Source organism: Geodermatophilus sp. URMC 60, from assembly GCF_053502585.1.
This window is the reverse complement of sequence record NZ_CP199958.1, coordinates 811,007-836,702: the sequence shown is the minus strand read 5'-3', so window position 1 is coordinate 836,702 and position 25,696 is coordinate 811,007. Positions and strand designations below refer to the sequence as shown.

The window sequence follows — 25,696 nt, the reverse complement described above, 5'->3', positions numbered from 1 at the left end:
AGCCTGGTGACGCACCGGAACGGCCACCCTCCAGGGACCCACGCCGAGCGTGCGAGGCGTGGGGAGGAAGGGTGGTCCTCCTCAGCTCGCCGGCGTGAGGGTGACCTCGGCGACCTCGGCGGAGAAGCCGCCGTCCGACGGCGCCAGCGCGGTCAGCCACAGCAGCACGTAGCGGGTGGTGACCGGCTCGCCGAAGGACAGGTCGGACCGGTCGCCGAGCTCGCCGTCGGCGACCACGTCGAAGGCGTCGAGGTCGCCCTCGGGCTGGTCGCCGACCCGGACCTCCACGGACGCGCCGGTGGTGCCGGTGACGGCGAGGCCGGTCAGGGCCTGCTCGGAGCCGAGGTCGTAGAGGACGCCGATGCCGTCCTTGAGGTTGCCGAACGCCGCCGATCCCCGGTAGGTCACCGTCGACCACGCGGTGGACGGGTCGCCGTCGAAGGACAGCGGCACCTCGTCGGGGTTGTCCGGATTCCCGTCGCCGAAGGGGTCGTAGACGCTCGCGTCGGTGATGGAGAGCGCGGGGCCGTCGCCGGGCGCGGGCGTCTCCTCCGCGGGCGGCGCGCTCGACGGCGGCGCGCTGGGGACGGGCGCCTGGTCGCCGGTGAGGTCGTCGGGCGAGATCACGTTGCCCAGGTACACCGCGAGCGCGATCACGATGGCCAGCGCGGCCAGTGGCAGACCGATCACGAGCAGGCGCCGCCGCCGTTCCTGCGCCGGGTCGTCGTCCCGGGCGTGGACCGCGCCACCGGCGTCGTCGTCGGGGTCGGCCGACAGCGGCAGCAGGTCGTCCCCGTCGTCGTCCTCGTACCGGCTGCCGGGGACGGGCGGCAGGCCACGGGCGTCCAGCGGCGGATGGGCGCTGCCGGAGGCGTTCCGGGTCGGCGCGGGGTCGACCGCGACGTCGTCCCGGTCGCCGGCCGCGCGGTCCTCCTCGCGGCGCTCGCGCAGCCGGCGCAGCCATCCGCTGTCGGACTCGTCCGGGGCGCGCTGCGGGTCGGCGGTGTGCCCGATCCGCGGGCGCTCGGCCAGCAGCGCGGCCATGGCGGCGACGCTGGAGAGGCCGGCACCGGGCTCGGTGGAGCGGGCGCGGCGCACCAGCGCGGCGAGGTCCGGGGGCATCCCCGTCGTCCGCCCGGCCGGCCCGGTGCCCGGGCGCCGGCCCGTGAGGCAGTACTCGAGCAGCTCCCCGAGGGCGGCGACGTCCCCCTGGACGCTGCCGCTGGCGGCCGGTACCGACCGCAGCCCCACCACGCCGTTGGGCCGCAGGACGACGGTCTCCGGGGTGAGTCCGCCGACGGCCAGCCCGACCCGGTGGGCCGCGGCGACCCCCTCGGCGAGCCGGCGCAGCACGGTGCGCGCCTCCCGCTCGGGCATCGGGCCCTCGGCCAGGCGCTCGGCGAGGGTGCGGCCCTCGATCCACTCGTTGACGACGTAGGCCGCGCCCCCGGGCGCCGCGCCGTCCCCGCTGCCCTCGGCGGCGTCGTAGACCATGGCCAGCGCGGGGGTGGCCAGCCCGCCGGCGGTGAGCGCGCGGGTGATCCACTCGCGGGCGGCCGGCCCGCCGGGGGTGTGCACCCGGATGGCGACGTCGCGGTTGAGGATCCGGTCCTTGGCCCGCCAGCAGTGGATGACGCCGGTGGCCGTGGTCTCGGTGGGGCCGACCTCGTCGAGCGGGCGGTAGCGGTCGGGGAGACCGGTGGTCGTGGACGTCATCGGTGCGCCCGGCCCCCTGTCCCCTCCGTGCCGGCGACTCGGTTGCCCCGGCGGCGGCGCCACGCTGCTCACCTGCGCCTCAGCCGCGCCCGGACGGCCGCCAGGGGCTCCTGGACCTCGGGGACGCGGGCGAGCACGAGCCCGAGCAGGGTCGTGACACCGATGACCACGGTACCGAGCAGCACCGTGCCGAGCGACCCTGCCGCCGACGGGCCCAGCGCACCGTCGGCCAGGGACACCGCCAGCCAGCCGAGCAGGCCGGCGACGACCGCCACCGCGGTGACGCGGAGCACCGGCGACAGGGTGGCGCGGCTCTCCAGCGTCCCGAGCCGGCGGCGCAGGACGACGTTCCCGAGCACCCAGCCGGCCACGTACGTGATGCTGGTGACCAGCATCAGCCCGGCCACCACCCGCTCCGGCGGGACGACGACCGGCACGAGCAGCAGCAGCGGCACCCGGACGCTGACCATCCCCAGCTGGATCAGCGTGGGGGTGCGCGAGTCCTTCATGGCGTAGAAGACCCGCAGCTGCAGCAGGGTGACCGCCATCGGCAGCAGCCCGAACGCCCCCACGGCGAGCGCGACGCCGATGGCGCGGGCCTCGTCGGCGCCGGTGTTGCCGCGGGCGAAGGCGACGACGGCCAGCGCCGGGCCGAGCACGGTCAGCGCGGCGCTGACCGGCAGCAGGCCGAGGGCCGACAGGCGGGTGCCGAGGGAGAGGTCGCGGACCACACCGGGGACGTCGGCGCGCGCGGCGGCCCGGCTCATCCGCGGCACCAGCGCGGTCAGCAGCGCCACGCCGATGATCCCGTAGGGCATCTGGAACAGCAGGCTGGCGTTGGCGAAGCCGATCGAGCCCAGCCCGCCCTCGCGTCCGGCGGCGTTGGCGATGCGGGTGGCCACGACGACGCCGATCTGGCTGACCGCCACGTAGCCGATCACCCAGAGGCCGAGCGTGCCCGCCTCGCGCAGCCCGGTGCCGCGCAGCCCCCAGCGCGGGCGCAGCGGGACGCCGGCCCGGCGCAGCAGCGGCAGCAGCACCAGCGCCTGGACGGCGATGCCCAGCGTGGTACCCACGCCCAGCAGCCACACCTGGCCGTCGGTGATGGTCACCGGCGTGAGCTGCCCGGGGCCGGCGGCGGCGAGGAACAGCACCCCGGTGGCGATGACGACGACGTTGTTGAGCACGGGGGCCCAGGCCGGCGGGCCGAACACCCCGCGGGAGTTGAGGATCGCCTGCGCCAGGGCGCCCAGCCCGTAGAAGACGATCTCGACCAGCAGGATGCGGGCCAGCCAGGTCGCCAGGCGGTACTGGTCGGGGTCCCCGTCGAGGCCGTACAGCGAGGTCAGCAGGGGTGCGGCCAGGATCGCCAGGCCGGTGACCACGACCAGCCCGGTGGTCGCGACCGTGGCCAGCCGCTGGGCGTAGGCGGCGCCGCCGTCGTCGTCCCGCTCCTGTGCCCGCACGAGCAGGGGGACGACGACCGAGGTCAGCACCCCGCCCAGCAGCAGCTCGTAGACGATGTTGGGCAGCGTGTTCGAGGTGTTGTAGGCGTCGCCGACCAGGCCGACGCCCAGCGCCGCGGTGAGCACCATCGTGCGCAGCAGCCCGGTGATGCGGGAGACGAGCGTGGCCACCGCCATGGTGCCGGCGGCGCGCAGGATGCCCCGGCTGGCGCCGGGCCGGCCCTCGCGGGCCTCGACCTCCTCGTCGGTCTCGTCGACGCGGCGCGGCACCGCGGGCAGCACCGGGATGAGCTGGGTGTCGTCGGGCCCGGGCACCCACCGGGAGGCGCGCCGCGGTGGTGGTACCGGCGGCAGGTCGCGGACGCGCGGCGCCGGCGGTGGCACCGGTGGCAAGGACCGTCCCCCGGGAGGCGCCTGGGGGTAGGGCGGCGGGGGCAGCGGCCGTGCCGGCGGGGTCCCCGGACCGGCGACCGACGGCGGCTCGCGCCGGGCGCCGTCGTCCTGTGCCCGGGAACGGTCGGCGGCCGCTGGGCGCGGCGCGGCAGGAGGCGGCGGTACGGGGGGCAGCGGACGACGCTGCTGCTCACCCACTTGTCGGTCACTCACGGGCCGACCTCGCCGGCGCTCGGCCACCCGTGAGCGGGGCTGCTGGGCTCATGGGTGAGCTCGCACGCTCGCTCACACCGGACTCCGCGTGGGCGGCAGCGGGACGGCCGCACCCTCGGGGGCCGGGCCGACGGGCGGGTCGCCGTCCTCGTTCCCGGGCGTACCGCGGCGGCGGCGCAGCACGAAGCGCACCAGCCGGCGCAGGAAGAGCAGTCCGAGCAGCGCCGCCGCGCCGATCGTGATGATCACGGAGATCGATCCGTACGCGGTGCTCTGCACCTGCAGCTCGACAGGGTCGCCCAGCGGTGCGCCGTCCGGGGTGACGAGAGTGGCCGCGACGCCGAAGCGGCCGGACTGGCGCACCTCGGTCGGCACCTGCAGCGTCGTCCGCTGCTCGGGGCCGAGCACCTGGTTGCCGAGGTCGCCCACCGAGAGCGCGTTGCCGCGGGCCTGCACCCGCAGCTGGACGCGGAGCGCGAAGGGCAGCTCGTTGCTGACGGTGAGCACGAGCGGGGCGTCGCTGGAGGCGAGGCTGTAGGTGCCGGCTGCCGGGGCGAGCAGGGTCACCCGCTCGAGCAGCCCACCGATCGTCGTCCGCAGGTCCGCGGCGGCCGCGGTGAAGGCGGCGGGGTCGTCCCGCCACGCAGCGGAGGTGCTCCGCGCCACGGCGGCGTCCCACGGCGCGAGGACGGCGTCCGGGTCGCCGACGGCCGCGCCGGCGAGCTGGTCGCGGACGCGAACGGCGGCGGCGACGTCGGTCAGCCCGGCGGCCTCGAGGCCGGCCGGGTCCTGCGGGGCGGCCAGCTCGCCGGTGTCGGAGACCGGGCCGTCGCCGAGCTGGGCGACGGACAGCGGCCGCAGCCCCGGCAGCCCCGCGGCGGCGGCCATCATCGCGCTCACCCGGGCCGGGTCGGGGTCGACCTCGCGCGGCGGGGCCACCAGCACGGTCTGCCCCGTGGCGGCGTTCCCCCGCTGGAGCGCCTGCAGGGTCAGCTCGGCGACGGAGCGCTGCTCGGCGGCGCGGGGCCCTCCGGCGACGGGTGCGCCACCCGCGAGGCCGCTCAGCACGGGATCAGCGACCAGGGCGGCCACCGCGCCGTCCCCGGTCGGCACCGTCGTCCGGGCCGCGGCGGGGCCCTCGAGGCCGAGCGCGGCCGCGCCGCGGGTGAGCCCACCGGGGGCGAGGACGACCTCCTCGACGCCGCCGTCCCGGAGGACGTCGAGCGTCTCCGGGCGCAGCGCGCCGCCGGCCGCCCAGGCCAGGTCGGTGCGCGCGTCCACGCCCAGGGCCTCGCGCAGGATGTCCGCGCCGGTGGTCCCGTCGGCCCCGGTCCCGGCCGGCGCGCCGGCCGGTGGCGCGGCGGGCGCGTCGGGGTCGTCGGGGTCGTCCTGCGCCGTCCCCTCGGAGCTGCCCGGCAGGCTGCGGGTGACCACGGCGGAGAGACCCGCCCCGGTCAGGGAGTCGGCGTCGACGTCCCCGTAGGGGAGCGCGACCACCCGGTGGTCGGCGGCGACGGCGCGCAGCCGCTGCAGCCAGGCGGCGGCCTCGTCGCCGCCCGACCCGGCGTCCTCGTCCGGGCCGACGGTGTAGGAGCCGCCGGCCATGACCTGCAGCTCCTCGACGAGCGCGGGGTCGACGGCCAGGGTCACCGGCACCACGGGGACCGGCTCGCCGCCCTCGAGCGGGACGGTCGCGGGCAGCCGCTCCACGGTCGCCAGCGCCCGGTCGAGCCGGCCACCGGCCGCGACCTCGTCGGTCAGCCCGTCATCGACGAACGCGCCGGAGGCGTCGCGGTGGGTGCGCTCGACCAGCGGCCACAGCCAGGCGACGCCGGTCGTCGTCGCCGGCACCACCGGCGGCTGGGCGAGGTAGGTGGTCAGCTCCCCGACCCGGCGACGCTCCCCGTCGGATCCGATGCCGTTGAGGTTGAGCAGCAGCGGGTAGACGCCGTCCCGGTCGATCGCCAGCGCGTCGGTGGTCGTGGTGAGGGTGAAGGAGACGGAGTCGCCGGGGCGCAGCTCGCCGGCGACGTCCTGGAACGGCGTGGTGGCGGCGACCACCAGGTCGGGGTCGCCGTCGGCGGCCTGCAGCTCGGCGCGGGTGTCCAGCAGCTCGCCGCGCTGCAGCCGCACGCCGACGTCGGTGAGCGTCTCGGTGCCGCCGTTGGTCAGCTCGCCCTCGACGGTGACCGTCGCCCCCGGCACAAGCGTGCGGGGGTCGAGGCGGGTGAGCCGGACGTCGACCGGGCGATCGTCGGAGGGCGCCTCGGTCGCGGCGGGTCCGCCGGGCGCGGCGGCCGCGGCCGGCGCCAGCGCGACCAGCGGAGCGGTGAGCACGCCGGCCAGCGCGACGGCGACCGTCGTCTCCCGGGCAGTGCGCCCGGGGCCCCGCACGGCGGACCGGCCGCCGGCGGCCCCGGCAGCCGACCGGCTCACGGCAGCTCCTCGCCGGCGCTGGTCGCCTCCGTGACCCGGCCGGCTGCTGTGCCCCCTCGTGAGCTCGCGGGCTCGCTCACGCGCTGTCGGCGAGGAGCGCGGGGGCCCGCTCGACCAGCGCCCGCTCGTCGGCGTAGGCCAGCCGGGCGCCGAGCTCGTCGAGGGGCACCCAGGCGACCTCGGTCACCTCGATGTCGGCGTCGGACAGCGCCCCTCCGATGGCGCGCAGCAGGAAGTGGTGGACCGTCTTGTGCACGCGGCGGCCGTCGGCGACGAACCAGAAGTCGATGATGCCCAGCGGGGCGACGACCTCGCCGATGATCCCCGTCTCCTCGGCGACCTCCCGGACGGCGGTGTCCTCCGGGGTCTCGCCCTCCTCGATGTGGCCCTTGGGCAGCGACCAGAGCAGCCGGCCGCGGCGGTCGGTGCGGCCGATGAGGGCAGCGCGCGGCCCCGTGATGGGGTCGTCGGCGACCACCAGCCCCCCGGCGGAGGTCTCGTCGACCCGCCGCAACCGGCGGCCGGGGCGCCCTCGCCCGCCCGTCCCAGCCATGCCAGGAGGGTAGCGCGCGTCCGGCGACAGCTCAGGGAGCATCGCAGCGAGGAACGAGCGAGGAGCGCACCTGGGCGCGGAGCCGGACCAGGGCCTATTCGGCGCGCCACTACCCTGGATCGTCGTGTCCGGTGAGCCTTCCCCTCCGATGACAGCCGGTCCCCGAGGGGCCACGCAGCGAGTGCCGGCGAGCGAGGAGCGGACCCAGGTGCGCAGTCGGGCAGATGTCAGCGGTCCTTCCCCGGCAGGTGGACCGGTGCCGCCCGCCGTCCAGCAGACCGTGCGCGAGCTCGTCGACCTCTCCCCCGTGCTGACCCGGCTCGGGGAGCGCTTCACCGCCGCCGGCTTCGAGGTGCACCTCGTCGGGGGCTCCGTCCGCGACGCGCTGCTCGCCGCCGGGTCCGGCGGTGGGCGGGAGGCGGGCACCGTGCCCGGCGACCTCGACGTCACCACGGACGCCCGCCCCGACGAGGTGCTGCGACTGCTCCACGGGTTCGCCAGTTCCACGTGGAACACCGGGATCGCCTTCGGGACGGTCGGTGCCGAGGTGGACGGCGTGCGGTTGGAGATCACGACCTTCCGCGCCGACCGCTACGACCGGGAGTCGCGCAACCCGGAGGTGGCCTGGGGGAACTCGCTCGTCGACGACCTCGCCCGCCGCGACTTCACCGTGAACGCCATGGCGGTCTCCCTGGGACCCGACCGCACGGTCACCGACCCCTACGGCGGCCTGGGTGACCTGCTGGCCGGCCGGCTGCGGACGCCGGGCGCCGCGGTCGACTCCTTCGCCGACGATCCGCTGCGGATGCTGCGCGCGGTCCGGTTCGTCGCGCAGCTGGGCCTCTCGCCGGTCGACGAGGTGGTCGAGGCGATGACCTCGTCGGCGTCCCAGCTCGGGCGCGTCACCCCGGAACGGGTCCAGGTCGAGCTGTCCAAGACGCTGCTGCAGCACTCGCCCCGGGCGGCGCTGGAGCTGTTCGTCTCGACGGGTCTGGCCGACGTCGTCCTGCCGGAGCTCTCCGCGCTGCGCATGGAGATCGACGAGCACCACCAGCACAAGGACGTCTACACCCACTCGCTGACCGTGCTGGACCGGGCGATCGCCCTGGAGGAGGCCGATCCGCAGGCCGAGTCGCCGGACCTGGTGCTGCGGCTGGCGGCGCTGCTGCACGACATCGGCAAGCCGGCCACCCGCCGGCACGAGCCGCGCGGCCGGGTCTCCTTCCACCACCACGAGGTGGTCGGCGCGAAGCTCGTCCGCAAGCGGCTGCAGGCGCTCCGGTACTCCAAGGAGGTCGTGGAGGCGGTCGCCCGGCTGACCTTCCTGCACCTGCGCTTCCACGGTTACGGAAGCGGCGAGTGGACCGACTCCGCCGTCCGCCGCTACGTCACCGACGCCGGCGACCTGCTGCCCCGGCTGCACAAGCTGGTGCGCTCGGACTGCACGACCCGCAACAGGCGCCGGGCGGCCGCGCTGTCGGCGACCTACGACTCGCTGGAGCGGCGGATCGCCGAGCTGTCGGCGGCCGAGGACCTCGCGCGGGTCCGCCCGGATCTCGACGGCAACGCGATCATGGCGATCCTCGGCATCCCGCCCGGCCGCGAGGTGGGTGAGGCCTGGAAGTACCTCAAGGAGCTGCGGCTGGAGCGCGGCCCGCTGGATCCCGGCGAGGCCGAGGCCGAGCTGCGCGACTGGTGGGCCGCCCGCAACGGCTGAGTGGGCTACAGCCCGAGCCGCCGGCTGCCGACAGGAGACACGTGCGCGATCAGGGGCCCCCGGAGTCCGGCTCCCGGCTGCCTTCCTCGCCGAGCGGACGCACGCCGCAGTGGGTGGTCGACGAGGCGCTCGGTCTGCCGGTCCAGCCGCCCCCCTGGCGCGCGCCGGCGCCGCCTCCGCGCCGGCGCCGCGGGTCGGGACCGGTCGGCCTGCTCGCCGTCCTCCTGGTCGTCGCCGGCTCGTTGGGGGCCGCCGTCCTCACCGGGGCCGTGGTGTGGCCCTGGGACCACACCGTCCCGGCCGGAGCGGGCCCGGACCGCAACGTCCCCGCGGCCGCCGCGCCCAGGGACCGCCCCACCCCCGCGGTGGAGGCGAGCCCGTCGCCGCGGGGGGTCCCGCAGCCCGCACCCGCGGGCGGCGGACCGCACGAGTTCTCGCTCCTGCAGGCCGACGGGGTCACGCCCGTGGCCTACGACCCGTGCCGGGTCGTCCACTACGTCATCCGGCCCGACGGGTCCCCGGCCGGCGGGGAGGAGATGGTGCACGCGGCGGTCGCCCGGCTCGGCCGGGTGACCGGCCTGGTGTTCGTGTACGACGGGCCGACCGACGAGGTGCCCACCCCGGACCGGGCGGCGTTCCAGCCCGCCCGGTACGGCGACCGCTGGGCCCCGGTCCTGGTCAGCTGGCAGACGGAGGCCGAGGCGCCCGAACTCGCGGGGGACACCGTCGGCGAGGCGGGCAGCCTGGCCGTGTCGCTGGACGAGGGCACGCGGGTGTACGTCACCGGCACGGTCACCCTCGACGCCGGGCAGTTCCCCGAGATCCTCGAGCTGCCGGACGGCGCGGCGACGGCCTCGGGGATCGTGCTGCACGAGCTGGCGCACCTGGTGGGCCTCGACCACGTGGACGACGCCTCGCAGCTGCTCCACCCGGAGACGGTGCCGGGCGTCACCGACTACGCCGCCGGGGACCTCACGGGTCTGAGCCGTCTCGGCCAGGGGTCCTGCGTCCCGGAGCTCTGACGGCTCCGCCGGTCAGCGGGGCAGCGGGGCGCGGGCCGCGTAGAGGGCGGTGAGGGCGTAGGCCGCGCCGACGGCGACCACGGCGGGCGGGGACACGCCGTCCGCCGGCAGCAGGTATGCCGCGGCCAGCAGCGCGACGACGTAGCCGACGTTGACGAGGACGTCGTAGACGGAGAACACCCGGCCGCGGACGTCGTCGTCCACCGCCTGCTGCAGCGTGGCGTCGACGCAGATCTTCACGCCCTGCCCGAGGAAGCCGAGCACCGCGCCGGCCAGCACCACCGTGACCGGCAGGAACGGCAGCCCCAGCGCCGTCAGCAGCGCGCCGCCGACCGCCAGCACCAGGGGAACCCACCGCGCCGTCCCCAGGCGGCGCACCGCCGCGGGCGTGACCGCGGCGGCCACCAGCGTGCCGACCGCACCCGCGGCGACCGCCGCCCCCACGCCCAGCAGCCCTGCGCCCGGCGGTGCGGTGGCGCGGGAGAACAGCAGCGTCATCAGGGTCAGCACCCCGAAGCAGAGCCGGTGCACGGTGATGACGGCCAGCGCGGGGACCGCCGGCGGGCGGGCCCGCACGTGGCGCACCCCCGCCACCAGCCCGGCGACCACCTGGCGGGCGGACGACGAGGCCGCGGTCCCGTCCGGCCCGAGCGCGCCCTGCGGGAACCCGGCGGCCAGCGCCGCGGCGAGCAGGTAGGGCCCGGCCGTGCCGAGGGTCAGCAGCGCGTAGCCCGTGTCCCCGGCGATGCCGGCCAGCTGCTGCACCGCGACCGCGGCCGCTCCGCCGACCACCGTGGCCACCGCGCCCGACGTCGTCGACAGCGCGTTGGCCGGCACCAGGTCGTCCGTGGTGTGCGGCAGGGAGGCCGACAGGGCCGACAGCACGAAGCGGGCGACGGAGAACAGCAGCAGCCCGGCGAGCAGGAACGGCAGGCCGCCCGACCCGCCGGCCACGAGCAGCGCGAGGACGCCGACCAGCCCCGCACGCAGCAGGTCGGCGTGCACCAGCACCTGCCGCCGGCGCCACCGGTCGAGCCAGACGCCGGCGAAGGGACCGACCAGCGAGTAGGGCAGGAGCAGGACGGCGAAGCCGGCGGCGACCGCGACCGGGTCGGCGGCCCGCTGCGGGTTGAACAGCACGGTCCCGGCGAGGGCGGCCTGCAGCACGCCGTCCCCGAACTGGGCCGACAGCCGGGTGGCCAGCAGCCGGCGGAAGTCGCGGCGGGCCAGCAGCGAGCGCACGGTCGTCCCCGCTTGCCGCACCCGGTCACCCTACGGTGGCCTCTCCTCCCCACACGGTCGACGACGGGCCGCGCAGCCGTCTGTTGTGGAGGCCACCACTCCCGCCGGGGGGCCCGCGAGTGGGGCACACTGGACGGCGATGACTCCCCCGTCCTCGCCCGATCCCGAGTCGAGGCCGCCGGCCCGGCCCGCGACGGGCCGACGCCGTCCGGACGCGGTTCCTGCGCTGTCGACGGGCACCCTGGACGACGTCCGACCCGGCTCGCTGCTCGTGGCGATGCCGAGCCTGACCGACCCCACCTTCGCCGGCACGGTCGTCTTCGTGCTCGACCACAACCACAGCGGCACGCTGGGTGTGGTGCTGGGGCGGCCGAGCCAGGTCGAGATCCGCGACGTGCTGCCCGGCTGGTGCGACCTCGCCGTCGACCCCGGCGTGTTCCACGTGGGCGGCCCGTGCGAGACCGACACGGCGCTGTGCCTGGCCGTCTGCGCGACCCCGGGCGAGGACTGCGGTCTGCGCCAGGTGGCGGGCGACGTGCACCTGGTCGACCTGGACGCCGACCCCGACGAGCTGGTCGGCCGCGTGCGCGGGCTGCGCGTGTTCGCCGGCTACGCGGGTTGGTCTCCGGGCCAGCTCGCCGGGGAGGTCGCCGAGGGCGCCTGGGCCTGCGTGCCGGGCCGGCCGGACGACGTGCTCAGCGAGCTGGCCGGTCCCGAGCTGTGGCGCCGGGTGATGGGCCGCCAGTCAGGGCGCCTGGCGGTGCTGTCGACGGCACCGGCCGACCCGAGCGCGAACTGATCGGCGCGTCAACGGGTGCGCGGATGCCCCGCCTCTGGTAGGAACGTGCTGGGAGGGGGCGGTCTGGGGAAGAGGCCGCCCCCTCCCCCCATGTCCAGGACCCGCCGGCCCCGCCGTGAGTTCGCGAGGGGCGGGCGGACGGGGTCCTCCTTCAGAGCCCGACGGTCTCCGCCACCTCCGGGTGTGCCGCGCCGTCCACGGACTCGCTCTCGGCCGGCAGCGTGATCTCCCGCGGACCGTGGTCGGACAGCGTCACCGTGACCTCGAACTCCTGGCCCGGCAGCGGGGTGCGGTACTGCACCAGCAGGTCGGTGGAGTGGTCGACCGCGACCGACCAACCGGTCCCGGAGGCGTAGAGCCGGGCCAGCTCGCCGTCGATCGAGCGGTCGCCCTCCCACGTGTAGCCCGCGTCGCGGAAGTCACCGGCGTCGTCCGGCTCCTCGGCGGCGAGGTTGAGCACCACCTGGGTGAGGACGTCGACCAGCGGCGCCTGCTCCCCCAGCGTGACCGGACGGCGAACGTAGGAGGCCTCGGCCAGCCCCTCGGCGTCCAGCGTGGCGGACAGGCCGGGCACCTCGCCGAACCACAGGTCCTCGGCGGTGAAGAACAGCGTGCGGGTGTCGTCGGCGCGGCCGTCGCCGTACGAGGTGACCGCCTGCGCGCGCCCGGCACCACCGGCGAGGTCGACCTCCCCGGTGAGGGTGAGGACGGTGTCCTCGCCGTACGGGGCGGTGACCACGAAGTCCGCGCCGCCCCGGTCGTGGTTCTCGACCAGCAGCTGGGCGAGGACGCCGGCCTCCTCCTCGGTGAGCGGCGCACCCTCCGCCCGCTCGTCCGTGCCGGCACAGCCGGTCAGGAGCGCCACCGTCAGCCCCAGCGCGGGGAGCAGCGGACGGCGGCGCTCGGGCATGCGGTCAGCGTAGGCATCCGGGCAGGTCACCGGCGGCGTCCCACGCGGTGGCCCGGAGACGCGGCAGGGCCCGCGATCCCTCCGGATCGCGGGCCCTGCCGTCAGTGCTGGAACGGCCCCGCGTCAGGGCCCCGCCGCGAGTTCGCGAGTGGTGAGGACGCGGGGTCCTTCACTCACCCCGGATGAACGCCTCGACGGCGTCGCGGGCCTCGCTGTCGCTGTACTGCACCGGCGGGCTCTTCATGAAGTAGGACGACGCGGAGAGGATCGGGCCGCCGATCCCGCGGTCCTTGGCGATCTTCGCGGCGCGGACGGCGTCGATGATGATGCCGGCGGAGTTCGGGGAGTCCCAGACCTCGAGCTTGTACTCCAGGTTGAGCGGGACGTCACCGAAGGCGCGGCCCTCCAGCCGGACGTAGGCCCACTTGCGGTCCGACAGCCACGGGACGTGGTCCGAGGGGCCGATGTGCACGTTGTCGGTGCCCATGTCGCGGTCGACCTGGCTGGTGACGGCCTGGGTCTTGGAGATCTTCTTGGACTCCAGCCGCTCCCGCTCCAGCATGTTCTTGAAGTCCATGTTGCCGCCGACGTTGAGCTGCATGGTGCGGTCGAGCTGCACGCCGCGGTCCTCGAAGAGCTTGGCCAGCACGCGGTGGGTGATGGTCGCGCCCACCTGGCTCTTGATGTCGTCGCCGACGATCGGCACACCGGCGGCGGTGAACCTGTCGGCCCACTCCTTCGTGCCGGCGATGAAGACCGGCAGGGCGTTGACGAACGCGACACCGGCGTCCAGGGCGCACTGTGCGTAGAACTCCGCCGCCTGCTGGGAGCCGACCGGGAGGTAGCACACCAGGACGTCGGCACCGGACTCGCGCAGGGCGGTCACGACGTCGACCGGCTCCTCGTCGGACTCCTCGATCGTCGCCCGGTAGTACTTGCCCAGGCCGTCGAGGGTCGTGCCGCGCTGCACGGTCACGCCCAGCGGCGGGACGTCGCAGATCTTGATGGTGTTGTTCTCGCTGGCCACGATGGCCTCGGAGAGGTCGCGGCCGACCTTCTTGGCGTCGACGTCGAAGGCGGCGACGAACTGCACGTCCCGGACGTGGTAGTCGCCGAAGCGGACGTGCATCAGGCCCGGCACCGGCGTCGTCTCGTCGGCGTCGCGGTAGTAGTGCACGCCCTGGACGAGCGAGGCGGCGCAGTTGCCGACGCCGACGATGGCGACGTTGACGGATCCCATGGGTTCTCCTCACTTCCGGACCGCACGCGGCCGGAGGACGCGGACCGCTGACGGTCCTGGTCGGGGGGGGGGGTGACGGGCGTGGTGCTCTCCCGCCGGGTCATCGGGACGGTGCCGGTCAGGGGCGCCGGGGCGCCTCTCCCGCGGGGTCCGGTGGACCTCCGGGGTCGGCGCCGTCTTCTCGGCGCCGCTCGCTGTCGGTCAGCTCGCGGTCGATGAGCTCCGCCAGCCAGCGGACCTCGCGGTCGACCGAGTCCAGACCGTGGCGCTGCAGCTCGAGGGTGTAGCGGTCCAGCCGCTCGCGGGTCCGGCTCAGCGAGGCCCGCAGGCCCTCGCGCTGGCGCTCGACGGTGCGGCGGCGGCCCTCGAGGATCCGCAGCCGCACGTCCGCGGCGGTGTGCCGGAAGAACGCCAGGCGGACGCCGAAGAGCCCGCTGTCGTCGTAGGACTCCGGCCCGGCCTGCCCGACCAGCTCGTGGAAGCGCTCCTTGCCCTCGGCGGTGATCGTGTAGACCACCTTGCCGCGCCGGCCGGTCAGCGGTGGTGCGTCCGCCGGCAGGGGGGCCCGCCGGTCCGGCTCGTCGGTGGTGACGTAGCCGGCCGCGTGCAGCCTCTTCAGTGCGGGGTACAGCGACCCGTAGGAGATGCTGCGCAGCCCGCCGAGCAGCTGGGCGAGCTGTTTGCGCAGCTCGTAGCCGTGCATCGGCGACTGGTGCAGCAGGCCGAGGATGGCGAACTCCAGCACGCCGCCTCCTCCGTCGTTCTGCGGATCGATGTATCGATACGATACATCGACGGGTGTGGGTGGGAACGGATCGGGGCCGCGCGGGCAGCGCCCGGACGTGGTCGCACACACCGCGGTGCCGCCGCTGGTGCGTACATTGGCGCCGTGCCCGGACGTCGATCCGTCGTGGACTACTCGCTGCAGCGGCGAGCCGTCCTCGCCGACGTGTACGCCGGTCGCACAGGGCTGTTCGAGGTCTGCGACGCCAGTCCGTACCTCACCCGGGCGGCGAAGTACCACGGCGAGACGACCGACGTCGCCTGCCCGGTGTGCCGCAAGGTGGAGCTCACGCTCGTCAGCTACGTCTACGGCGAGCACCTCGGTCCCGTCGCCGGCCAGGCGAAGACGCAGGCCGAGCTCGCGCGGATGGACGCGATGCAGGAGGAGTTCTCCGTCTACGCCGTCCAGGTGTGCCGCGGTTGCGGGTGGAACCACCTGGACTGCTCCTACGTCCTCGGGGCCGAGCCGGACCCGGGTCGTCAGCCGCGGCGCACGCGGCGCCGGGCGGCCACCGAGTAGTAGTACGCGTCACACCGGGGAACACGAGGTGCCCCGCGTGGTCGTTGGGACACCTGGGCGTCACTGCGCCGCGGGTCGTCCTCGCTCGCACAGCTGAAGACGCCACCCTGGGTGCCGGACGCGGACGTCCTGCGCGCCCACCGAGACCCTAACCAGAGAGGGGCCCCTGCGTGCCTCCCCACGACGAGACCTCACCGGTCGGGCCGCGCAGCGGCTCGGTCCGCCGTCCGCCGTCCGGCCGTACCGCCGGCGGCAGTGGCGGGGGCGGCCGCCCGGCAGCGGGCCGGCCACCGGCAGGTCGCGGGGGCCGGACGACGGCCTCGCGCACCGGCCCGGCCGCCAGGGGGTCCCGCCCCGGCGGCGGGACCGCGCGGACCAGGAAGCAGCGCCGCCAGCGCCGGCTCAAGGCCCTCGTCGGCCTGATCGCCGGCGCGCTGGTGCTGCTCGGCGTCTTCGTCGGCGTCGTCTACGCCACGACCGAGGTGCCCGACCCGAACTCGGTGCAGAACGCGCAGACGACGGTCGTCTACTACGCCGACGGCACCACCGAGATGGCCCGGCTGGGCGCGGAGAACCGCACCAACGTGCCCCTCGCCGAGGTGTCGGAGCCGGCGCGCCAGGCGATCCTCGCGGCCGAGAACCGCAGCTTCTACTCCGACCCCGGCATCTCCTTCACCGGCATCGTGCGCGCCGCCTGGAACAACCTGACCGGCGGCTCGACGCAGGGTGGCTCGACCATCACCCAGCAGTACGTGAAGAACGCCTTCCTGACCTCGGACCAGACGTTCAGCCGGAAGTTCCAGGAACTGTTCCTCGCCGTCAAGCTCGACAACGAGTACGAGAAGAACGAGATCCTCGAGAACTACCTCAACACCATCTACTTCGGCCGTGGCGCCTACGGCATCGAGGCGGCGGCCAACACCTACTTCGGTGTGCCGGCCAGCCAGCTGACCGCCCAGCAGGGCGCGGTGCTCGCCGTCCTCGTCCGCAGCCCCTCCACGTACGACCCGGAGTCCAACCCCGAGGGCTCGACGGACCGCTGGGGCCTGGTGCTCGACGCGATGGTCAAGGAGGGCTGGCTGACCCAGCAGGAGCGCGACGCCTCCGTCTACCCACCGATCATGCCGCGCACGGGCTCCAACCTCGGTATCCCCGGCGGCCCGGAGGGCCTGGTCGTGCAGCGGGCCATCACCGAGCTGGAGGCCAAGGGCTACGACGAGCAGCAGATCCGGGCCGGCGGCCTGCGGATCACCACCACGGTGGACAAGCGCTACCAGGACGCCGCCATCTCCTCCGTCGCCGAGGTGATGGAGGGCGAGCCGGAGAACCTGCGCGAGGCGCTCGTGTCCATCGACCCGGTGACCGGTGCCGTGCGGGCGTACTACGGCGGTCCGGTCGGCGCCGGTGACGGCGCCGTCGACTACGCGCAGGCGCTGCGCCAGCCCGGGTCGTCGGTCAAGCCGTACGTGCTGGCCACCGCGCTGGAGGACGGCATCAGCGTCAACGCCCGGCGGGACGGCTCCTCGCCGCGGAGCTTCCCCGACCGCCCGGGCCTGCCGGTGACCAACTCCGGCGGCGCCTCCTGCGGGGCCTGCACGCTCCGGGAGGCGTTGACCCGCTCGCTGAACACCACCTTCTACGGGCTGGCCTACGAGGTCGGCGCGGAGCGGGTGCGGCAGAACATCCTGGAGGCGACCGGGCTGCCGGAGGCCTGGCCCGACGAGCCGGCCTACGGCGTGCTCGCCGGCAGCAACACCCTGGCCGACCCGAACACCGGCGGGGCGGGCGGCTCGATCGGCATCGGCCAGTACGAGATGCGCCCGATCGACCAGGCGCACGGCTTCGCCACCCTGGCCAACGACGGCGTCGAGCACGAGCCGTACTTCGTCGCCCGGGTGACCGACAGCCAGGGCACCGTCCTGCTGGAGTACAACGGCGACGCCGGCGACCAGGTGTTCGAGTCCGACGTCGTCAACGACACCACCTACGCCATGACCGACGTCGCCGCCTACTCGCGGCGCTCGCTCGACGGTGGCCGCGAGGTGGCCAGCAAGACCGGTACGCAGGGTCAGGGCGAGAACAACTCCGATGCCTGGATGGTCGGCTTCACCCCGTCGATCTCCACGGCGGTGTGGATGGGCAACGACTCGCCCGCCCAGCCGATCGAGGACGTCAACGGCCGGATCATCTACGGCTCGGGCCTGCCCGGCGCCATCTGGCAGGAGTTCATGAACACCGTTCTGGACGGGACCCCGGAGGAGGACCTGCCCGACCGCGCGCTCATCCGCGGCGACACCGGTGAGGGCGTGCCCGCGCCGCAGACGAGGAAGCCGACGCAGGCGCCGAGCCAGGTCACCGCCGCGCCGACGCGGGAGGCGGAGCCGACGACCGAGCCGTCGGCCACGCCGACGCGGGAGGCGGAGCCGACGACCGAGCCGTCGAGCGCGCCGACGACCAGCTCGCGCGGGAACTCCGAGGACACCGACGGCGACAGCGGCGGGCAGGACGAGGAGAGCACCACAGGTGGGGACAGCGACACCGCCCCCGGCCAGCCGGCGCAGTCCACCGGCAGCATCCAGGGACAGTCGCCGACCGGCTGATCCCCGGCGGGCAGACTGACCCGCATGAGCACGATCCCCACGGGCCCGTCCGCACCAGCGGACGGGCCCGTGGCGTCCCCGGCCCCGGACGGCCGACCCGACCGCGTCGTCCCGAGCTGGACCGATCCGGTCGTCGCGCAGGCCAGCGAGGCGGTGGGCGGCCCCTGGGGTCGTCACGCGGTCGTCGGGCGGGCGCCGTTCTGGACCCCGCTGCGGGTCTGCCTGCTCTTCGCCACGACCGTCCTGGCGGTCGCCTGGCTCAAGCAGGCCCCGTGCGCCGACGGCGACTGGACCGGCTCGCTGCAGTACACCCACCTCTGCTACTCCGACCCCGTCCCGCTGTTCGGCCTCTACGGGCAGGGCGAGGGTGCGGTCCCCTACCTCGACGCGCGGGTGGAGTACCCGGTGCTCACCGGGGCGGTCATGGCGGTCGCCGCACTGCTCTCCGGCTGGTACGACGGGCTGGCCGCGGCGGTCGGCGTGCTCCCGGCGGTCCCGCCGGTGGAGAGCTACACCGTCGTCACGGCGCTGCTGATGTCGGTGTGCGCGCTGGTGGTGGTGCGCGCCGTGCTGCCGCTGACCGGCCGGCGGCCGTGGGACACCGCGATGGTGGCGCTGTCGCCAGTGCTCCTGGTCTACGCCTTCAACAACTGGGACCTGCTGGCCGTGGTGCTCGCCACCCTCGGCATGTGGGCGTGGGCCCGGCAGCGGCCGGTGCTCGCCGGGACGCTGCTCGGGCTCGGCGTGGCCGCGAAGCTCTACCCGGTCCTCGTGCTGGGCGCGCTGTTCCTGCTGTGCCTGCGCGCCGGCCTGCTGGGGGTGTGGCTGCGGGCGGCGCTGGCCGCGGCCGGCGCCTGGCTCGCCGTGAACCTGCCGGTGGCCCTGCTGGCGCCGGAGAACTGGGGCTGGTTCTTCGCCTTCAGCCGGCAGCGCCCCGCCAACCCCGAATCGATCTGGAACATCCTGCTGACGCTCACCGACAACCGGGTGCTCGACGGGCCGCTCGCCGAGGGCGAGACGCCGTCGGTGCTCAACGCCGTCGTGGCCGTGCTGCTGCTCGCGCTGGCCGCCTGGGTCGCCTGGCTGGTGCTCACCGCCCCCGTGCGGCCGCGGGTGGCACAGGTGGCCTTCCTGCTGGTGGCCGGCTTCCTGCTGCTCAACAAGGTCTACAGCCCGCAGTACGCGCTGTGGCTGCTGCCGCTGGCGGTCCTGGCCCGGCCGCGGTGGCGCTCGCTGCTGGTCTGGCAGGTCAGCGAGGCCCTGGTGTGGGTCCTGACGATGCTCTACTACCTCGGCACCGAGAACCGTGGCGTCGAGGTGGAGTGGTTCTTCCTCGCCGTCCTGGTCCGCGACGCCGTCCTGGTGGCGCTCATGGTCCTCGTCGCCCGTGAGGTGCGCCGGCCCGACGACGACGTCGTCCGCGCCAGCTGGCCCGGCGTCGACGATCCCGCCGGAGGCCCGCTGGACCACGCTGAGGACACCGTGGCCCTCCGTCACCGGGAACGGGTCCTGCCGCGAGGAGTGGGGCCCGGGGGGTCCCGCGAGGAGTGACGCAGCGGCTCAGCCCACCCCGGGGACGGCACCTGGCCGCGGTGCGGCGCTGAGCGTCGCGGTGTCACAGCTCCACGTGTCACAGCTCCACGTGGAACACGGACCTCGGTCAGGCCAGGGCGGACCGCAGCAGGGTGATCTCCTCGGCGTGGGAGGCGGCGTCGCCGGGGGTCTCCAGGACGACGGGGCAGTCGGCCGTCCGGGCCACCTCGACCAGCAGCTCGGTCGGGATCTCGCCGTCGGTCAGCGGGGCGTGCCGGTCGCGGCTGGAGCCCTGCGGGTCGCGGCTGTTGTTGAGGTGCACCAGGTCGACGCGGCCGGTGATCGCACGGACGTCGTCCACCGCGGTCGCCAGGTCCCACCCGGCGGCCCACGCGTGGCAGGTGTCGAGCACGAAGCCGGCGCCGAACTCGCCGACCGCGTCCCACAGCCGGGCGAGGGCGTCGAGGTCCCGGGCCATGGCGTTGCCCCCGCCGGCGGTGTTCTCGATGAGCAGCGGGACGGGGAACCCGCCCTCCTCCGCCTGCCGCGAGAACGTCTTGCGCCAGTTGTCGACGCCGGCCGCCGGGTCGTCCTTGGCCAGCACGTGCCCGCCGTGCACCACCATGCCCATCGCACCGACCGCGGCGGCGGCCTTCGCGTGCGCGGCCAGCAACTTGCGGCTCGGGATGCGGATGCGGTTGTTCGTCGTCGCCACGTTCAGCACGTACGGCGCGTGGACGACGACCGTGACGTCGCTGGCCAGCAGGTCGGCGGCGTCCGGACGGGGCTTCGGCGCCGTCCAGCCCTGCGGGTCGGCGAGGAAGACCTGCACCCCGTCGGCGTCCATCTCCGCCGCGCGGGCGAGCGGGCCGCCGGCGTCGAGCTCGTTGTCCTCGGTCAGGCCGGGTCCGACGTGTACGCCGATCGGGTGAACTGGCACCCCGCGACCCTAGTTCGACCGCGCTGCCGCCTCACCCGCGTCGCCGCCGACGGCATCCGGGACGGGCTTTGCCGCTGGCCGCGCCGCTGGCGGGGTCGCGCCGGCCTCCCCCACCGCGGCGCCGGTGCCACCCACCCCGCCGGCCGCTGACCCGTACACCTCCACCGGCCCGCGCCGCCGTCGTCCCGCTGGGGACGGCGGCGGCGCTCGCCGTCCGCGCTGGTACCCTCGACGGAGCGCGTTCCACCGGTGGTCGTCACCGGGCGGGGCGCGCGACGCGTGTACGACCCTCCTGCTGCAGACCGACTGCAGCCGCCCAGACCAGAGGAGGTGGGGTTCTCCGTGCGTCACTACGAACTGATGGTCATCCTCGACCCCGACCTGGAGGAGCGCACGATCGCTCCCTCCCTCGACCGGTTCCTCACCGTCGTCACCAACTCCGGTGGCACCGTGAAGACCGAGATCTGGGGCCGCCGCCGGCTGGCCTACGAGATCAAGAAGCAGGTCGAGGGCATCTACGCCATCGTCGACATCCAGGCCACGCCCGCCGCGGTGGCCGAGCTCGACCGACAGCTGAACCTCAACGAGTCGGTCCTGCGCACGAAGCTGATGCGGCCCGAGGTCCACTGACCATGGCCGGCGAGACCGTCATCACCGTCATCGGCAACCTGACGTCGGACCCGGAGCTGCGCTTCACGCCGTCCGGCGCCGCGGTCGCCAACTTCACCGTCGCCTCGACCCCGCGGACCTTCGACCGCCAGTCGCAGGAGTGGAAGGACGGCGAGGCGCTCTTCCTGCGCTGCAACGTCTGGCGTCAGGCGGCGGAGAACGTCGCCGAGTCGCTGACCCGCGGGTCGCGGGTGATCGTCTCCGGCCGGCTCAAGCAGCGGTCGTTCGAGACGAAGGAAGGCGAGAAGCGCACCGTCGTCGAGCTCGAGGTCGACGAGATCGGCCCGTCGCTCCGCTACGCCACCGCGAAGGTCACGAAGGCCTCGCGCGGTGAGGGTGGCGGTGGCGGGTTCGGCGGCGGTGGCGGTGGCGGCTTCGGCGGTGGCGGCGGGTCCAGCGACCCGTGGTCGACCCCGGCCCCGCCGTCCGACGAGCCGCCCTTCTGAAGAAGGACCCCCTCGCCCCCCACGCCTCGCTCCGCTCGGTGCGGACCCCTGCGAGGGGGCCGTTCCATTCCGTCACTCTCTGGAGAACCCCGGTGGCCAAGCCCCCCGTTCGCAAGCCCAAGAAGAAGGTCTGCCAGTTCTGCAAGGACAAGGCGACCTACATCGACTACAAGGACACGACCCTGCTGCGGAAGTTCATCTCCGACCGCGGCAAGATCCGTGCCCGCCGCGTGAGCGGCAACTGCAGCCAGCACCAGCGGGACGTCGCCACGGCCGTCAAGAACAGCCGTGAGATGGCCCTGCTGCCCTACACCTCGACGGCGCGCTGACCATGAGCACCCAGAAGCTGATCCTGACGCAGGAGGTCACCGGTCTCGGGTCCTCCGGTGACACGGTGGAGGTCAAGGGCGGCTACGCCCGCAACTACCTCCTGCCCCGCGGCCTGGCCATCGTCGCCACCCGCGGTGCCGAGAAGCAGGTGGAGTCGCTGCGCCGGGCGCGTGCCGCCCGCGAGGTGCGGTCGCTCGAGGAGGCGCAGGCCGTGGCCGGGCGCCTGTCGGGCCTGACCGTCCGGGTGCCGGCGCGTGCCGGTGAGGGTGGCCGGCTGTTCGGCCGCATCACCACCGCCGACGTCGTCAACGCCGTGACCGCCGCCGGCGGTCCCGAGCTCGACCGGCGCCGGGTGGAGCTGCCCAGCAGTGTCAAGACCACCGGCCAGCACAAGGTGACCGTTCGGGTGCACCCCGAGGTCACCTCTCAGCTGACCATCGAGGTCGTTCCCGGCTGAGCAGGACCCTCCCGCCCCACCCCTCGCGAGCTCGGGGCGGGGCCGGTGGGGGAACTGCGCCCGCGAGGGGCGTCGGACTCCGGTCCGGCGCCCCTCGCGGCGTCTCGGGTCCCTCCTGTGACCGCTCCGCCGGGGCGTCGGTGCGGGCGTCCTCGGAACGTCTCCGTGACCGGTCGCCGACGGCCGGTGCCTGCGCGTCGTCCTGTGGATGTGTGACCGCTGGGGCGGCTGCGGCGGACCCGTCGACACGCCGGGGGCGACATCCGGATTTCTCGCAAATTTCTCCCGTCCACACCCGGTGAGTTGTTCCCGCGCAGGTCAGCGGCGGGATACGGGGGACGGCGTCACGGCGTCCCCCGCTGTCTCCACATGTCGACACGACTGTGTCCACCGACTTGTCCACAAGTTGTGCAGAAGCGCGTGCACACCGGTGTTGGACTGGTCCGTCCGTACTTCCTAACGTCCTCCTCGGCTCCCGTCGGTGCGGATCTGTCGGTCCCCCGCGGTAGCAACGACCCGAACACACGTTCGAGTCAGGTGTGCAGCGTTCTGGTGCTTCCCCCACCAGGCCCCGGCTTCGTGCCGGGGCCTGTGCGCGGGTGCGCCGGGAGTGGATGGAGGAACCCCGTGGCGGTGGCCGACGACTTCGAGCGCCCGTCCCCGACGGCTCCGGCGTACGACCGGCAGCCACCGCAGGACGTCGCAGCGGAGCAGTCGGTGCTCGGCGGCATGCTGCTGAGCAAGGACGCGATCGCCGACGTCGTCGAGGTGCTGCACGGCAACGACTTCTACCGGCCGGCACACCAGGTGATCTACGACTGCATCCTCGACCTGTACGGGCGGGGCGAGCCGGCCGACGCGATCACCGTCGCCGCCGAGCTCAACCGCACCGACCAGCTGTCGAAGATGGGTGGCGCCGTCTACCTGCACACCCTGATCCAGTCGACGCCGACCGCCGCCAACGCCGGCTACTACGCCGCGATCGTCGCCGAGCAGGCGGTGCTGCGGCGGCTGGTCGAGGCCGGCACCCGGGTCGTCCAGCTGGGGTACGGCGCGGCGGGCGGCAAGGGCGACGTCGACGACATCGTCGACCGCGCCCAGCAGGAGATCTACGACGTCACCGAGAAGCGCATGAGCGAGGACTACTCGCGCCTCGAGGACGTCCTGCAGCCCACGATGGACGAGCTGGACGCCATCGCCTCCCGCGGTGGCACCGCCCGCGGCGTGCCCACCGGTATCCGCGACCTCGACGAGCTCACCAACGGCCTGCAGGCCGGTCAGATGGTCGTCATCGCCGCCCGACCCGGTGTGGGCAAGGCCCTGGCCCTCGACACCCCGATCGCCACGCCGACCGGGTGGACGACGATGGGCGAGGTCGCCGTCGGTGACCAGGTGATGGGGTCCGACGGCCGACCGACGACCGTCGTGGCCGCCACCCAGGTGATGACCGGCCGCCCCTGCTACGAGGTGCGCTTCTCCGACGGCTCGGTGGTCGTGGCCGACGCCCAGCACCAGTGGCTCACCGACACCCGTGCCAGCCGGCAGTCCGCACAGGCGGCGGCTGCCCGCTGCAACGGCCACCGCAACCGGCGCACGTTCGCCGAGGTCCGGACGACGGAGGAGATCGCCCGCACCGTCCGCTGTGCGACCGAGGACGCCCGGCTCAACCACTCGGTGACCAATGCGGCGGCGCTCCAACTCCCGGAGGCCGACCTCCCCCTCCCGCCGTACGCGCTGGGCGTGTGGCTGGGCGCCGGCACGTCCCGGGCCGCCCACTTCACCAGCGACGACCCCGAGATCGCCGTGTACATCGAGGCGGACGGTCTCATCGTGGAGCCGACGGGCGTCGACAGGCGGTACTCGCTGCGGCTCCCGGCACGGCCGGCCGTCGCCTCCCGGCCGTGCCCGATGTGTGGCGAGCTCTTCATGCCGACGACGTCCCAGGCGCAGGCCTGTGGCAAGACCTGCGGCGGCCGGCTACCGGCCGGCGGCGGTCTCGGGCGTCAGGCGACCTGCCCGGACTGCGGAGGGCCGTCCGCCGGGCTATCGCAGTGCCAGGCCTGCCGCGACCACCACGGCACCGTGCCAGGCGTCCTGCGCACGCTGGGGGTCTTCGGCGACAAGCACATCCCCACCACCTACCTGCGGGCCTCGGTGGCCCAGCGGCGCGCTCTCCTGGCCGGCCTCCTGGACACCGACGGGACGGTGACGCCCAGCGGCGTCGTGCAGTTCGCGGTGACCGACCGGCGGCTGGCCGAGGACGCCCGCGAGCTCGTCGCCGGCCTCGGGCACCGGGTGCGGATGAGCCGCAAGCGGGTCAAGGGCCGCAGCGGGGCGTCGTCCACCTGCTTCACCCTGACCTTCAGCACGGACGACGAGGTCTTCCGCCTGGAGCGGAAGAAGCTCGCCCACAAGGAGCGCGGTGCGCGCAGCTTCACCGCCCGCGGCGTCCGTTTCATCACTGACGTGCGGCCGGTCCAGAGCGTGCCGGTGCGCTGCATCCAGGTGGATGCCGAGGACCACCTGTTCCTCGCCGGGCGGAGCTTCATCCCGACCCACAACTCGACGCTGGGGCTGGACATCGCGCGGTCTGCCACCGTCAAGCACCACCTGGCGGCGGTCATCTTCTCCCTCGAGATGAGCAAGCACGAGATCACCATGCGTCTGCTGTCGGCGGAGGCGAAGGTGCCGCTGCACCACATGCGCGCCGGCACACTGTCCGACGAGGACTGGTCGAAGCTGGCCCGCCGGATGGGCGAGATCGCCGATGCACCGCTCTACATCGACGACTCCCCCAACATGACGATGATGGAGATCCGGGCGAAGGCCCGGCGGCTCAAGCAGCGCAACGACCTGAAACTCGTGGTCATCGACTACCTCCAGCTCATGACGTCGGGCAAGCGCGTCGAGAGCCGTCAGCAGGAGGTCTCGGAGTTCTCCCGTGCGCTCAAGCTGCTGGCCAAGGAGATCGAGGTCCCGGTCATCGCGATGTCGCAGCTGAACCGTGGGTCCGAACAGCGTCAGGACAAGAAACCGATGCTGTCCGACCTCCGCGAGTCGGGGTCGATCGAGCAGGACGCCGACATGGTCATGATGATCCACCGCGAGGACATGTACGAGAAGGAGAGCCCGCGGGCCGGCGAGGCCGACATCATGCTGGTGAAGCACCGCAACGGCCCCACCGCGAACGTCACGGTCGCCTTCCAGGGCCACTACAGCCGCTTCGTGGACATGGCGAACTGACCGCACGACCCCGCATGCAGCAGGGGCCCGGAGCGCTGAGCGCTCCGGGCCCCTGTGCGTCCGGGGAGTCGTCGTCCGCGGCCTCCTCCGGACGGTCCGGCGGCGCCGTGGTCCCGCAGCGCTGCCGACCTCGTGTTCCACGTGGAGCGCGCACGCCGTTACCCGACGTCGAGCCCTTCGGCTCGGGCAGCGGCCAGCCGAGCCGCACCTCCACGAGGCCCACGAGTCGGCCGTCCACGTGCTGGAGGGGTCGAGCTCCTTGCGGCACGGCGCCGACCTCGAGCACGTCGACTCCGTGCACGCCGGGGACTCCCTCCACATCCCCGCCGGGGTGCCGCACCGGCCGTTCAACCCGACCGACCGGCCGACGCGGGCCCTCATCGCCCGCACGGACCCGAACGAGCAGGAGAGCGTCGTCCTGCTCCGAGGCGCGCCCCTCCCGCACGTCAGGGCCTGAGTCCCTCACGC

Annotated in this window: 21 protein-coding genes; 12 read left to right on the top strand and 9 right to left on the bottom strand. The window is 74.5% G+C overall.

Annotation, left to right across the window (positions count from 1 at the left end):
- Window positions 1-81 precede the first annotated feature (81 nt).
- From ACWIX3_RS04020 to ACWIX3_RS04005, 4 genes are all read right to left on the bottom strand, one after another.
- Window positions 82-1,716, bottom strand: a complete 1,635-nt coding sequence (locus ACWIX3_RS04020; protein WP_448610792.1) for a hypothetical protein — start codon at window positions 1,714-1,716, stop codon at window positions 82-84.
- A gap of 68 nt (window positions 1,717-1,784) precedes the next feature.
- Window positions 1,785-3,497 carry a murein biosynthesis integral membrane protein MurJ gene (gene murJ, locus ACWIX3_RS04015; RefSeq protein WP_448610791.1) on the bottom strand — a complete coding sequence of 571 codons (1,713 nt, stop codon included), beginning with the start codon at window positions 3,495-3,497 and terminating at the stop codon, window positions 1,785-1,787.
- A 363-nt stretch (window positions 3,498-3,860) separates the two neighbouring features.
- Window positions 3,861-6,224: a DUF6049 family protein gene (locus ACWIX3_RS04010; RefSeq protein ID WP_448610790.1), complete on the bottom strand. Its 2,364-nt coding sequence runs from the start codon at window positions 6,222-6,224 to the stop codon at window positions 3,861-3,863.
- 76 nt (window positions 6,225-6,300) lie between these two features.
- Window positions 6,301-6,777, bottom strand: coding sequence for an NUDIX hydrolase (locus ACWIX3_RS04005; protein WP_091220955.1), 477 nt, complete (start codon window positions 6,775-6,777; stop codon window positions 6,301-6,303).
- 256 nt (window positions 6,778-7,033) lie between these two features.
- Here ACWIX3_RS04005 and ACWIX3_RS04000 point away from each other — a divergent pair, with 256 nt between their 5' ends.
- Together ACWIX3_RS04000 and ACWIX3_RS03995 are read left to right on the top strand one after the other, a co-directional pair.
- The gene (locus ACWIX3_RS04000) at window positions 7,034-8,494 is read left to right on the top strand and encodes a CCA tRNA nucleotidyltransferase (RefSeq protein WP_448610789.1); all 1,461 of its coding nucleotides are present in this window, start codon (window positions 7,034-7,036) and stop codon (window positions 8,492-8,494) included.
- A 41-nt stretch (window positions 8,495-8,535) separates the two neighbouring features.
- Entirely contained in the window at window positions 8,536-9,516 is a 981-nt protein-coding gene (locus ACWIX3_RS03995) for a peptidase (protein WP_448610788.1), read from the top strand.
- Window positions 9,517-9,528: 12 nt separating this feature from the next.
- Here the strand turns inward: ACWIX3_RS03995 and ACWIX3_RS03990 are convergent, their stop codons facing one another.
- Window positions 9,529-10,779 (bottom strand): MFS transporter, encoded by a 1,251-nt coding sequence (locus tag ACWIX3_RS03990; RefSeq protein ID WP_448610787.1) that lies wholly within the window; start codon window positions 10,777-10,779, stop codon window positions 9,529-9,531.
- Between the two features lie 118 nt (window positions 10,780-10,897).
- Here ACWIX3_RS03990 and ACWIX3_RS03985 point away from each other — a divergent pair, with 118 nt between their 5' ends.
- Window positions 10,898-11,557, top strand: a complete 660-nt coding sequence (locus ACWIX3_RS03985) for a YqgE/AlgH family protein (RefSeq protein ID WP_448610786.1) — start codon at window positions 10,898-10,900, stop codon at window positions 11,555-11,557.
- A 151-nt stretch (window positions 11,558-11,708) separates the two neighbouring features.
- Here ACWIX3_RS03985 and ACWIX3_RS03980 read toward each other — a convergent pair whose 3' ends face one another.
- The 3 genes from ACWIX3_RS03980 to ACWIX3_RS03970 form a co-directional block, all read right to left on the bottom strand.
- Complete coding sequence (locus ACWIX3_RS03980; RefSeq protein ID WP_448610785.1) at window positions 11,709-12,467, bottom strand: hypothetical protein; 759 nt, start codon at window positions 12,465-12,467, stop codon at window positions 11,709-11,711.
- A 169-nt stretch (window positions 12,468-12,636) separates the two neighbouring features.
- A complete protein-coding gene (locus ACWIX3_RS03975; protein ID WP_448610784.1) occupies window positions 12,637-13,707 on the bottom strand; it encodes an inositol-3-phosphate synthase in 1,071 nt (356 codons plus the stop codon).
- A 118-nt stretch (window positions 13,708-13,825) separates the two neighbouring features.
- Window positions 13,826-14,452, bottom strand: a complete 627-nt coding sequence (locus tag ACWIX3_RS03970) for a PadR family transcriptional regulator (protein WP_448610783.1) — start codon at window positions 14,450-14,452, stop codon at window positions 13,826-13,828.
- Between the two features lie 144 nt (window positions 14,453-14,596).
- Between ACWIX3_RS03970 and ACWIX3_RS03965 the strand changes: the two genes are divergently transcribed.
- The 3 genes from ACWIX3_RS03965 (at window position 14,597) to ACWIX3_RS03955 (ending at window position 19,161) form a co-directional block, all read left to right on the top strand.
- Entirely contained in the window at window positions 14,597-15,010 is a 414-nt protein-coding gene (locus ACWIX3_RS03965) for a DUF5318 family protein (protein ID WP_448610782.1), read from the top strand.
- A gap of 170 nt (window positions 15,011-15,180) precedes the next feature.
- A complete protein-coding gene (locus ACWIX3_RS03960; protein WP_448610781.1) occupies window positions 15,181-17,610 on the top strand; it encodes a transglycosylase domain-containing protein in 2,430 nt (809 codons plus the stop codon).
- A gap of 24 nt (window positions 17,611-17,634) precedes the next feature.
- Complete coding sequence (locus ACWIX3_RS03955) at window positions 17,635-19,161, top strand: glycosyltransferase family 87 protein (protein ID WP_448610780.1); 1,527 nt, start codon at window positions 17,635-17,637, stop codon at window positions 19,159-19,161.
- 109 nt (window positions 19,162-19,270) lie between these two features.
- On the opposite strand, the gene ACWIX3_RS03950 is transcribed toward ACWIX3_RS03955, so the two are convergent.
- The gene (locus ACWIX3_RS03950; RefSeq protein WP_448610779.1) at window positions 19,271-20,083 is read right to left on the bottom strand and encodes a deoxyribonuclease IV; all 813 of its coding nucleotides are present in this window, start codon (window positions 20,081-20,083) and stop codon (window positions 19,271-19,273) included.
- Between the two features lie 342 nt (window positions 20,084-20,425).
- Here ACWIX3_RS03950 and rpsF point away from each other — a divergent pair, with 342 nt between their 5' ends.
- From rpsF to ACWIX3_RS03920, 6 genes are all read left to right on the top strand, one after another.
- Window positions 20,426-20,713, top strand: a complete 288-nt coding sequence (rpsF, locus tag ACWIX3_RS03945) for a 30S ribosomal protein S6 (protein ID WP_091378522.1) — start codon at window positions 20,426-20,428, stop codon at window positions 20,711-20,713.
- A 2-nt stretch (window positions 20,714-20,715) separates the two neighbouring features.
- Window positions 20,716-21,198, top strand: coding sequence for a single-stranded DNA-binding protein (locus ACWIX3_RS03940; RefSeq protein WP_091377888.1), 483 nt, complete (start codon window positions 20,716-20,718; stop codon window positions 21,196-21,198).
- Window positions 21,199-21,290: 92 nt separating this feature from the next.
- On the top strand, window positions 21,291-21,527 hold the full coding sequence (gene rpsR, locus ACWIX3_RS03935) for a 30S ribosomal protein S18 (protein ID WP_012951016.1): 237 nt from the start codon (window positions 21,291-21,293) through the stop codon (window positions 21,525-21,527).
- 2 nt (window positions 21,528-21,529) lie between these two features.
- Window positions 21,530-21,985: a 50S ribosomal protein L9 gene (gene rplI, locus ACWIX3_RS03930; RefSeq protein ID WP_448610778.1), complete on the top strand. Its 456-nt coding sequence runs from the start codon at window positions 21,530-21,532 to the stop codon at window positions 21,983-21,985.
- Window positions 21,986-22,612: 627 nt separating this feature from the next.
- Complete coding sequence (gene dnaB / locus ACWIX3_RS03925; protein WP_448610777.1) at window positions 22,613-25,228, top strand: replicative DNA helicase; 2,616 nt, start codon at window positions 22,613-22,615, stop codon at window positions 25,226-25,228.
- Between the two features lie 52 nt (window positions 25,229-25,280).
- The gene (locus ACWIX3_RS03920; protein WP_448612435.1) at window positions 25,281-25,685 is read left to right on the top strand and encodes a cupin domain-containing protein; all 405 of its coding nucleotides are present in this window, start codon (window positions 25,281-25,283) and stop codon (window positions 25,683-25,685) included.
- Window positions 25,686-25,696: the final 11 nt, after the last annotated feature.

What these genes read in the sequence shown, in the direction of transcription:
- ACWIX3_RS03955 (WP_448610780.1), top strand. Translation starts at nt 17,635, where the DNA reads ATGAGCACGATCCCCACGGGCCCGTCCGCACCAGCGGACGGGCCCGTG.
- ACWIX3_RS03940 (WP_091377888.1), top strand. Translation starts at nt 20,716, where the DNA reads ATGGCCGGCGAGACCGTCATCACCGTCATCGGCAACCTGACGTCGGAC.
- rplI (WP_448610778.1), top strand. Translation starts at nt 21,530, where the DNA reads ATGAGCACCCAGAAGCTGATCCTGACGCAGGAGGTCACCGGTCTCGGG.
- ACWIX3_RS03985 (WP_448610786.1), top strand. Translation starts at nt 10,898, where the DNA reads ATGACTCCCCCGTCCTCGCCCGATCCCGAGTCGAGGCCGCCGGCCCGG.
- ACWIX3_RS03980 (WP_448610785.1), bottom strand. Translation starts at nt 12,467, where the DNA reads ATGCCCGAGCGCCGCCGTCCGCTGCTCCCCGCGCTGGGGCTGACGGTG.
- ACWIX3_RS04020 (WP_448610792.1), bottom strand. Translation starts at nt 1,716, where the DNA reads ATGACGTCCACGACCACCGGTCTCCCCGACCGCTACCGCCCGCTCGAC.
- ACWIX3_RS03975 (WP_448610784.1), bottom strand. Translation starts at nt 13,707, where the DNA reads ATGGGATCCGTCAACGTCGCCATCGTCGGCGTCGGCAACTGCGCCGCC.
- ACWIX3_RS04005 (WP_091220955.1), bottom strand. Translation starts at nt 6,777, where the DNA reads ATGGCTGGGACGGGCGGGCGAGGGCGCCCCGGCCGCCGGTTGCGGCGG.